Below are 11,077 nucleotides of genomic sequence, written 5' to 3' on the forward strand. Positions count from 1 at the left end.
AGCTCCCGCTCACCACGACCCGCCACCGGAGTACCGATCGCGATATCCGAACTACCCGACAACCGAGCCAGCAACACCGCGAACGCCGTATGCACCACCATGAACAACGTCGCCCCATGCGCACGAGCCAACTCCACGAGCCCCGCATGCGTCGCCGCATCGATCTCGATATCCACTCGCGCACCGGCCAGCGACGCCACCGCAGGCCGCGGACGATCCGTCGGCAACTCCAGCAAATCAGGCAGACCAGCCAACTGCTCCCGCCAGAAACCGATCTGCCGAGCCGCAATCGAACCCGGATCCGACTCCTCCCCCAACACCGCACGCTGCCACAACGCGTAATCCGCATACTGCACCCGCAACGACGACCACCCCGGAACCTCACCCGAAGTACGCGCCGCATACGCCACCATCACATCCCGCACCAACGGACCCATCGACGACGCATCCGCCGCGATGTGATGCACCACCACCGCCAACACATACGTCTCGGGCGCTCCGTCGACCTGGATGAGGACGGCACGCAACGGCACCTCGGCCGTCACGTCGAACGGAGTCGCCGCCAAGGCGTACACGGCGCTCGCCACGTCCGACTCGGCCAGCACCCGCGGAGTGAGATCCAAGGCGACCTGCCCGGCGGGCAGCACCACCTGCACCGGGCCGTCGACCGTCTCCGGATACACCGTGCGCAGCACCTCATGGCGCACGACCACATCCTGTAGCGCCGCACCCAGCGCGGCGACATCCAACGCACCGGTCAACCGCAACGCGAACGGCAGGTTGTAGGCCGCCGAACCGATCTGCTCCGCGGCCTCATCGGACTGATCGAAGCGGTTGAGGAACCACATCCGCCGCTGCGCCAACGACAACGGCAACCGCTCCGGCCGGGCGATACTGCCCAACTCCACGCGCTCACCGTGCGTGTGCGACTCCAGCGCCGCCGCCAACCCCGCCACCGTCGGAGTCTCGAACAGCGCCCGCACCGGCACGCGAGCATCGACCGCCGCACCCAAGCGCGCCGCCGCCTGCGTGGCGACCAGCGAATTGCCGCCGAGCGCGAAGAAGTCGTCATCCGCGCCGACCCGGGTCACACCGAGCACCTCGCCGAACACACCCGCCACGATCTCCTCGACCGCGCTCGAGGGCGCACGGAAATGCTTGGTCTCGAAGGTGGGCTCCGGTAGCGCCTTACGGTCCAGCTTGCCGCTGGAGTTCAGCGGGAACGCATCCAGCGCCACGATGGCGCCCGGAACCATGTAGGCGGGCAACGTCTCACCGATCGCGGAGCGCAGTGCCTGCGTGTCGATCCGGTCTCCCGGAGCGGGGACGACGTAGGCCACGAGTTGGTCGCCCAGCGATGAAGGCGACACGAGCGCCACCGCCTGGCTCACCGAAGGCTGCGCCAGCAGCGCCGTCTCGATCTCACCGAGCTCGATCCGCTGACCACGGAACTTCACCTGGAAATCGGTCCGGCCGAGATAGTCGAGGACCGCGTCGTCGGCGTCCTTGCGCCATACGACGAGGTCACCGGTGCGGTACATCCGCTCACCGTTGCCGAACGGGTTGGCCACGAACCGATCCGCGGTGAGATCGGGACGCCGCACATAACCGCGGGCCAGCTGATCACCGGCCAAGTACAACTCACCCGGCACACCCACCGGCACCGGCCGCAACCACGAGTCCAGGACGTACACCCGCGTGTTCCACTGCGGCAGACCGATCGGCACGCTGCGCTCGTCCGCCGACGCGGGCCAGTAGGTCACCGACACCGCCGCCTCGGTCGGGCCGTACAAGTTGTGCACGGCGGCGTCGGACACCGCGTGCATGGCTCCCACGGTCTCCGGGGGCAGCGCCTCGCCGATCACGAAGACGTGTTTCAGCGTCGGGCAGCTGCCGGGCGTGGTGTGCGCGGCGAACACGGTCAGCATGGACGGCACGAAGTCGGTTACCGTCACGCGCTGCCCGGCAATGGTTTCCGCGACGTAGGCGGGGTCGCGGTGCCCGTCCGGCGTGGCGACGACGAGCTTCGCTCCCGCACGCAACGGCATGAAGTAGCCCCACAGCGAGACGTCGAACGTCGTCGCCGTCTTCTGCAGGTACACGTCGTCCGGGCCCAGCGGGTATTCCGCCAGCATCCACGCGATCTGGTTGTCGATCGCCGCATGGGACACCGCGACGCCCTTGGGCCTGCCGGTCGATCCCGACGTGAAGATCACGTACGCCGGGTGCTCCGGCAACACCGGACGCAGTAGTTCCTCCGGGCGAACCGGGCTGTCGTCGAAGCCGTCGAGATCCAGGGTGTCGACGGCGAGCGCCCGGACGTCCTCGGGCAGGGCCGCCGCGTCGGCACTGGTCGTCACGACACAGAGGGGGCGAGCGGTGTCGAGGATGTGCGCGATGCGTTCGGCCGGATGATCCGGATCCAACGGCACATACGCCCCACCCGACGCCACCACCGCATACATCCCCACCACGAGATCCAACGACCGCCGAACCGCCAACCCCACCAACGACTCCGCACCCACACCCTGCGAAATCAACAAACGCGCCAGCCGATTCACCCGCGCATCGAACTCACGATAAGTCAGCTCAGCGCCCTCGTAAGCGACGGCGATCCGTTCCGGATTCGCTTCGACGGCACGGCGATATCCGTCGAGCAGCAATTCGGAGCGGACGGGGTAACGAGTGTCGTTCCACTCGTGCAGGATTCGATCCCGCTCGACCACGCTGAGCAGGTCGATGCCGCCCAGTGCGCGATCGGGGTCGGCCGCTACCGCGCGCAGCAACCGGTTCAGGCGCGCCGCGAATTCGGCGACCGAACCCTCATCGAAAAGGTCGGTGGCGTAAGTGAACATGGCGGCCAGGCCCGCGTCCGGACCTTCCTGCGGCGTCACCGTCAGCTGCAGATCGAATTTGGCCACCGCGCCGTCGAGTTCGACCGCGCCGACCGACAGGCCGGGCAGCTCGAGCTCCGCTCGGTCCATGTTCTGGAAGAACAGCGCCACCTGGAACAGCGGATGATGCGCCTGCGAGCGGACCGGGTCCAGCACCTCGACCAGCCGCTCGAACGGCAACTCGGCATGTGAGAAGGCGGCAAGGTCACGTTCCTTGGTCACCGCCAGCAGTTCGGCGAACGAGGCCGCCGGATCCACCGCGGTCCGCAACACCAGCGTGTTGACGAACATGCCGACCAGATCGTCGAGTTCGGCCTCGCCGCGGCCCGCGACCGGCGTGCCGATGGTGATGTCGGCGGAGCCGGACAATCGGGCGAGCAACGCCGCGAAAGCGGTGTGCACGACCATGAACAACGAGGCGCCGTTCGCGTGCGCGAGCTCGTCGAGCCGGGCCCGGGTGGGTGCGTCGACGGTGAAGGTGAAGACGCCTCCGCTTCCGGATGCCGCGGCGGGACGCGGCCGATCCGTGGGGAGATCGATCCGGTCCGGAATGTCCGCGAGAGCCTCGCGCCAGAAGGCGATCTGCGTCGCGGCCACGGAACGGGGGTCGTTCTCCTCGCCCAGCACGGCGCGCTGCCACAGCGTGTAGTCCGCGTACTGGACCGGCAGCGGTTCCCAGCCGGGTGCGGTGCCGGCGCTGCGCGCGACGTAGGCGGTCATCAAGTCGCGCACCAGCGGCGCTATCGAGGTGCCATCGGCCGCGATGTGGTGCACGACGACGGCGAGGACGTAGTCGTCGGGACCGGTCCGCGCGAGCGAAAGCCGCAACGGCACCTCGGCCGCGACATCGAAACCGGTGGCGGCGAACGTACGCAGCCAGTCCGGGAGTTCCCCGGCGGGCAGGTCGTGCGGCGTCAGGTCCGGCGTCGCCTCCGCGGCGGGCAGTACCACCTGATACCCGGTACCGTCCACCGCCGGATACACCGTCCGCAACGTCTCATGACGCCCGACCACATCCGCGACCGCCGCCTGCAACGCCGCCACATCCAACACACCCGACAACCGCACCGCGAACGGAATATTGTTCGCCGCGGACCCGGTATCGAACTGATTCAAAAACCACATCCGCCGCTGCGCCAACGACAACGGCACCCGCTCCGGACGCTCCACCGCCACCAGTGCCGGACGCTGCGCGCCGGTGTCGAATTCGGCGAGCCGGGCGGCCAGCAGCGCGACCGTCGGCGCTTCGAACACCGTCCGCGCGGGCACCCGCGCGCCGATCGACGCCCCGAGCCGGGCCGCTACCTGCGTCGCGATCAGCGAATTGCCGCCCAGCTCGAAGAAATCGTCGTCCGCGCCGATCTCGTCACCGGCGCTGAGCAGTTCGCCGAACACACCCGCCACCAGTTGCTCCAGCGCACCCGACGGAGCGCGGAATTCCTTGGTCTGCAACTGCGGAGCGGGCAGGGCTCGACGATCCAGCTTGCCCACCGGGGTCAGCGGGATCTCGTCCAGCACGGTGAGGGAGGTCGGCACCATGTGCACCGGCAGGCTGCGCTCGGCGTGCGCGGTCAGCTCGTCGATGTCGATCGAGTGTCCGCTCGCCGCATGCACGTAGGAGGCGAGAATCGTCGCGCCGCTGTCCAATTGGTGCCCGACGGTGACCGCGAAATCCACCGTCTCGTGCGCCGCCAGCACCGCATCGATCTCGCCGAGCTCGATACGGAAACCGCGAATCTTCACCTGGAAGTCGTTGCGACCCAGATACTCCAACTCACCACTCGGCGTCCAGCGCACCAGATCACCGGTGCGATAGAGACGAGAGTGGTTCGGGTCGAAGGGGTTCGGGACGAAACGCACGGCGGTGAGGCCGGGGCGCAACTGGTAGCCCCGCGCCAACTGGGGCCCGCCGATGTACAACTCGCCGACCACGCCGATCGGGACCGGCACCAGTCGCTCGTCCAGCACGTACTCGGTGGTCGCCTGGATCGGCGCGCCGATCGTGACCGGCCGCCCCGGCACCAGCGGCGCGCTGATGTTCGTCATGATCGTGGTCTCGGTCGGGCCGTACCCGTTGTAGAACTCGCGATCACCGTCGGCGAGCGGGCGCACCCAGCGCCGCACCAGCTCCGGCGGGCACGCCTCGCCACCGGCCACCACCACACGCAACTCGTCCAACCCCGCCGGATCCACCGACGCCAGCGCGGCCGGGGTGATGAACGCGTGCGTGACGGCCTCCCTGCGCAGGAGCGCGGCCAGCTCGTCACCGCCGTACACCGTCGGCGCGACCACGACCATGGTGGCCGCGCCACCCAGCGCGAGCAGCAACTCCAGCACCGACGCGTCGAACGACGGCGACGCGAAATGCAACGTCCGCGACGCACTCGTCACCCGATACCGATCACGCTGCTCGGCACAGAAACTCGCCAACCCCGCCTGCGTGACGACCACACCCTTCGGCATGCCGGTCGATCCCGAGGTGTAGATGACGTAGGCAGGATGTTCGGCGCGCAATTGGCGCAGCCGATCCGCATAGGTGACCGGTTCGGTCGGGTAGTCCTCCAGCTGCCTGGCACAGGTGTCGGAATCGATCACCAGCCATTCGATTTCGTTGGGCAGATCCTCCGCCACACGCGTGACGGTGAGTCCGAGCACGGCGCCGGAGTCCTTCACCATGTGCTCGACCCGGTCGGCCGGATAGTTCGGATCCACCGGCACGAACCCCGCACCGGTCTTGGCCACCGCCCACACCGCGACCACCGACTCCACCGAACGCGGAACACCGACCGCGACCAGATCCTCCGGACCCACCCCACGATCGATCAACAAACGCGCCAAACGCGTGGATTCGGCGTCGAGTTCCGCGTAGGTGAGTTGTCCGCGTGAGCTGACCGCGTCGGCGAACACGACCGCGGTACCGGTCGGATTCGCCTCGACGGCGGTTGCCATCAGTTGCGGAAGGGTAGTGACTCTAGGTCGCCGGGTGCGTGTGGGCCGCACCCGCGCGGGCCGCGTCACGCGAGCCCCGCTTCGTCCCTGGTCCCCCATCCCTGAGCCGGCAGACTATTCCCCGACAAGCGAAACATGAAAACTCTGCACATCCTGCCTGTAAGAACACGTCCATGACACATTTCCAGCGGACACCCTGATACTCCAAACCAACCAGCTGTGTCCATGGTCACACAACTGGTGGCTCGTGTCCGGCCGCGAACCGATTCACTCGCTACCGAGCAGTTCGGTGAACTCGACGATAGCGGCCACATCCGCCCACGGCCCCGCCGGTACGGCGCCGACACCATTGTCCAGCACCACAGCGTGCAAATCCTCCAGGGCCGTCGGGTCGAGGGCTTCCAGCCCGGTCCGATCGGTCACCAGATGGGTTACCCACTCGTCGGCCAGCGACTCCGTCAGCGCGCCGTCCGCGCCGACCAGCACCACCGACGCGCCCACCGATCCCGCGGCGACCACCTCGATCAGCGCGGCCGGCGACTGCGGACTGCCGTGCTGGAAGGTGCGCGATTCGAAGGTCAGCTCGGTGCGGACGCGCAGCCGTCCGGCCGCCGAGGCCAAGTCGTCGTAGCTGAGCACCTGCGCGCCGACGAACGCCGGGTCGGTGCCGCGCAGTGCCCGGGTGCGGTGTGCGTAGGTGACCGGGCGGGGTGATTCGGCGGCGATCTCGGCGATGACGGCGGGGTCGTCGAGGGCGAGCCAGTCGAGGGTGCCGGTGGGTGGATCACCGAGGGTGAGGCCGACTTTGGTTTGGAGGTCGTCGGGCAGTGCGGTGTCGAGGGTGTCGACGGGGACGACGGCGGCGCCTGTTTTGAGGACGGCCCAGGTCGCGATGACCGCTTCCATGCCGCGATCCAGACGCATTCCGACACCCGCGCCGGGACCGCAGCCCCGCGCGATGAGCACCCGCGCCAAACGCGAAGAGCGGGCGTCGAGATCTTGGTACGACAGCGCGTTCTCACCGGCGACCACGGCGGGCCCCTCCGGGTCGTCCTCGACCGCCGCCGCCAGCGCCTGGGTCAGCGCCGTGCCCGCGGTAGCCGTGGGCGGTTCGACGCTAACCGACTCCGCCGCGGCCGCCATCCGCTCCCGTTCGGTTGGGTCGAGGATGTCGATGTCGCCGATGGGGGTGTGGGGGTTGGTGGCGATGGTGGTGAGGATGCGTTCGAGTCGGTGGCCGAGGGTGTGGATGGTGGTTTCGTCGAAGAGGTCGGTGGCGTAGGTGAAGATGGTGTCGAGTTCGGCGGGGGTGCCGTCGTCGTGGTGGTGGGGGTTGATGTTGACTTGTAGGTCGAATTTGGCGGCGACGGTGTCGGTGTCCAGGGCGGTGACGGTGAGGCCGGGCAGCTGCAGGGTGGGTTGTTCGTTGTTCTGGAATGACAGCACGACCCCGAACAGGGGGTTGTGGGTGGTGGCGCGGCCGGGGGCGACGATTTCGACGACGCGTTCGAAGGGGATGTCGGCGTTGGCGAAGGCGGCGAGGTCGGTTTCGCGGGCTTGGTCGATGAGTTCGGTGAAGCTCATGCCGGTTTCGACGCGGGTGCGCAGGGTGAGGGTGTTGACGAACATGCCGACGAGTTCGTCGAGGGCGCGTTGGCCGCGTCCGGCGATGGGGGTGCCGATCGCGACGTCGGGGTCGCCGGTGAGGCGGGCCAGCAGGACCGCGAGGGCGGCGTGCACGACCATGAACAGGGTGCAGTTGTGGGCGCGGGCGAGCTCGGTGAGGGCTTGGTGGATGTCGGGGGAGACCGCGAAGCCGGTGTTGGCGCCGCGCATGGATGGGATCGGGGGGCGGGGCCGGTCGGTGGGGAGTTCGGCTTGCCCGGTGAGCCCGGCGAGCTGGTGGCGCCAGTAGGCGAGTTGTCGTGCGGCGACGGAGGTTTCGTCGTCGTCGGTGCCGATGACGTGGCGTTGCCAGATGGCGTAGTCGGCGTATTGCACTTCCAGTGGCGCCCAGCGGGGGGAGTTGCCGCCGATGCGGGCGAGGTAGGCGGTGACCAGGTCGCGGGCCAGGGGGGCCATGGAGGCGCCGTCGGCGGCGATGTGGTGGGCCACGAACGCCAGTAGGTGTTCGTCGGGGCCGGATTCCAGCAGCAGGGCGCGGACGGGGACTTCGGTGGTGACGTCGAAGCCGGTGAGCATCAAGTCCATCACCTGGGTGGTGGGGTCGTCGGTGACCACGACCTCCAGTCCGGTGGGCAGGGCTTGGTCGACGGTGAGGATCTGCTGGAACGGTAGTCCGCCGGGGCCGCCGGCGGGGTAGCGGGTGCGTAGGGATTCGTGGCGTTCGAGGACGTCGGCCAGTGCGTAGCGCAGGGCGGAGACGTCCAGGGCGCCGTGCAGGCGGATGGCCATCGGGATGTTGTAGGCGGCGGAGGCGGGGTCGAATTGGTTGAGCACCCACATGCGTTGCTGCGCCAGCGACAACGGGATCGGTTCGCTGCGTTCGGTGCGTTCGAGCACGGTGCGGGCGCCGCCGCCGGCGCCGGGCACCACCCGCGCGGCGAGCGCGGCCACGGTCGGGGCTTCGAACAGTTCGCGTACCGCGACATCGGCGTCGAGGGCTTCGTTGATGCGTGCGACCACGCGGGTGGCCAGCAGCGAGTTGCCGCCCAGGGCGAAGAAGTCGTCGTCCAACCCGACCTCGCCGGCGCCCAGCAGCCCGGCGTACACCTCGGCCACCGCCTGCTCCACCGGCGAACTCGGCGCGCGGAACGCCACCGCCGACACCACCTGCGGCGCGGGCAGCGCCCGGCGGTCCAGTTTCCCGTTCGCCGTCAACGGCAACACCTCGAGCACGACCACCGCATCCGGGACCATGTACCCGGTCAAGAACTCCGAGACCTGGGTACGCAGCACCGACGCATCCAAGCTCGCCCCGGCGTCGGGCACGACGTAGCCGATCAAACGGTCACCGGCATGCTCGTCGGTACGGACCAGCACCACCGCCTGACTCACGCCCGGGCAGCGCAGCAGCGCCGCCTCGATCTCGCCGAGCTCGATGCGGAACCCACGCAACTGCACCTGCTGATCACCGCGACCGGCGTACTCCAGGGTTGCTCGACCACCGAATCCGACCCACCGGCCGATGTCACCGCTGCGGTACATCCGCGAGCCCGGCGCACCGAACGGGTTGGCCACGAACCGTGTCGCGGCCAGACCGGGACGCCCCAGATACCCGCGCGAGAGCTGCGCGCCCGCGACGTAGATCTCTCCGGCCACCCCGACCGGCGCCGGATGCAACCGGTCGTCGAGCACGTACGCGTCCAGACCTGGCAGCGCCCGCCCGATCACGCTGGCCGGGTTGTCGACCATCTGCTCGTCCAACGACAGGAACGACACGTGCACCGTGGTCTCGGTGATGCCGTACATGTTCACCAGCCACGGCGCGTCCACCGGATGGCGCTCGTACCAGCGCCGCAGCTGGCGCAGATCCAGTGCCTCACCGCCGAACACGATGTAGCGCAGCGCGAACTTGCCTTGGTCGTGGTGTGCTGCCCGGTCGGCCTCGGCGAGCTGGTAGAACGCCGAGGGGGTCTGGTTGAGCACGGTGACCTGTTCGCGGATCAGCAGTTCGCGGAACTGCTCCGGCGAGCGGGAGGTCACGTAGTCGACCACGACCACGCTGCCGCCGTTGGCCAGCGCGCACCACAACTCCCACACCGAGAAATCGAACGCGAAGGAATGGAACAGCGTCCACACATCGGTTTCGTCGAACTCGAAGAGCAATTGGGTGTTGGCGAACAACTCGACCACGTTGCGGTGCGCCACACCCACGCCCTTGGGCACCCCGGTGGAACCGGAGGTGTAGATGACATACGCCAGATTGTCCGGGCGCAGGGGCCGCACCCGCTCGCGGTTGCGGACGCGCGAATCGTCGTAGCCGGTGGTCTCCTCCAACAGGAGCGCCGGAATATTGCCCGCGGGCAGTGAGTCCAGCTCGGCGGCGGTGGTCAGCACGCACACCGGGGCGGCGTCTTCGAGCATGAACTCCAACCGCTGCACCGGATACCCGGTATCGATCGGTAGATACGCCGCCCCCGCGATCAACACCCCCAGCAACGCGACCGGCAACTCCTCGCTCCGCGCCACCGCCACCGCCACCAACGACTCCGGACCCGCACCGTGGGCGATCAACGCCCGCGCCACCTGATTCGCCCGCGCATGCAGCTCACCGAACGTCAACGACCCCTCACCCGAGCGGATCGCGACCGCGTCCGGGCGGTTACGGGCCTGGGTGGTGATGACATCGACCAACGTCACCTCCGGCACCAGCGCCCCCGGAGTGGACCACTCGTGCAACACCAACTCCCGCTCACCCGCGGCCAGCACATCGATATCACCCACCACCACCGACGCATCCGCCGCCACCGCGGCCAGGATCCGGGTGAACCGATCGGCGAAATCCCGCACCGTCGCGTCATCGAACAGATCGGTGGCATAGGTGAACGCCGCCGACAACCCACCCGCCCCACCGTGACGGTCGAGATTCTCCGCCACCGCCAACTGCAGATCGAACTTCGCCAACCCCACCGCCAGATCCAGCCCCGACACCGACAACCCCGGCAACTCCAGTTCCGGCACCGTCAAATTCTGGAAGGTCAACATCACCTGGAACAACGGATGCCGCGCCGGCGAACGCGGCGGATCCAGCACCTCCACCAACCGCTCGAACGGCACATCCGCATGCCCGAACGCCGCCACATCCACCGCCCGCACCCCCGCCAGCAACTCCTCGAACCGCACCCCAGGATCGATCTCGGTACGCAACACCAACGTATTGACGAACATCCCGACCAGATCATCCAACGCCGCCTCACCCCGCCCGGCCACCGGCGTGCCCACCGCGATATCCCGGCTGCCCGACAACCGCGCCAGCAACACCGCCAACGCCGCATGCACCACCATGAACACCGTCGCGTTGCACTCCGCGGCGACCCGGCTCAACCCCGCATGCACCTCGGCATCGACCTCGAACCCCACCGTGGCCCCGTGATACGACGCCACCACCGGCCGCGCCCGATCCGCAGGCAACTCCACCTGCTCGGGCAACCCCGCCAACCCCTCCCGCCAAAACTCCACCTGCGCCGCCAGCAACGACCCCGGATCCCGCTCATCCCCCAAAATCTCCCGCTGCCACAACGCGTAATCCGCGTACTGCACCTCCAACGCAG

Annotated in this window: 2 protein-coding genes; both read right to left on the minus strand. The window is 68.4% G+C overall.

Annotated features, from left to right (window positions below):
* The coding region (locus ACFV2O_RS36505) for an amino acid adenylation domain-containing protein (RefSeq protein ID WP_379256324.1) at window positions 1-5,843 on the minus strand (5,843 nt) is incomplete at its 3' end.
* Between the two features lie 267 nt (window positions 5,844-6,110).
* On the minus strand, window positions 6,111-11,077 hold a 4,967-nt coding region (locus ACFV2O_RS36510; RefSeq protein ID WP_379256326.1), incomplete at its 5' end, for an amino acid adenylation domain-containing protein.

The sequence above is a fragment of the Nocardia sp. NPDC059691 genome, from assembly GCF_042733915.1.
Taxonomy (GTDB): Bacteria; Actinomycetota; Actinomycetes; order Mycobacteriales; family Mycobacteriaceae; genus Nocardia; species Nocardia sichangensis.